Annotated in this window: 2 tRNA genes; both read left to right on the top strand. The window is 46.9% G+C overall.

From position 1 onward, the window contains the following. The first annotated feature begins 93 nt into the window (after positions 1-93). A tRNA-Met gene (locus tag Q1A47_RS20660) sits at positions 94-170 on the top strand. Positions 171-279: 109 nt separating this feature from the next. Continuing rightward, positions 280-353, top strand: a tRNA-Asp gene (locus tag Q1A47_RS20655). Position 354 lies beyond the last annotated feature (1 nt).

Raw genomic sequence — 354 nt, 5'->3', positions numbered from 1 at the left:
CCGAACACAGAAGTTAAGCTCTCCAGCGCCGATGGTAGTTGGGGCTTTGCCCCTGCAAGAGTAGGACGCCGCCAGGCCAAGTTATAATCATATCGCGGGATGGAGCAGTCTGGTAGCTCGTTGGGCTCATAACCCAAAGGTCGCAGGTTCAAATCCTGCTCCCGCAACCAAATTACATTATTAACTATATTGGTTAATTGAATATCAATAGTACTGTAAAATGTAACCAAAACGTTTCATCTAACTACACTGAATAACATTATTATAGTTGAATAAATTGGTCCGGTAGTTCAGTTGGTTAGAATGCCTGCCTGTCACGCAGGAGGTCGCGGGTTCGAGTCCCGTCCGGACCGC

Origin of the sequence: uncultured Virgibacillus sp. (assembly GCF_947495635.1) — a bacterium.
Taxonomy (GTDB): domain Bacteria; phylum Bacillota; class Bacilli; order Bacillales; family Amphibacillaceae; genus Virgibacillus; species Virgibacillus salarius.
This window is presented reverse-complemented; position numbering and strand designations above follow the sequence as displayed.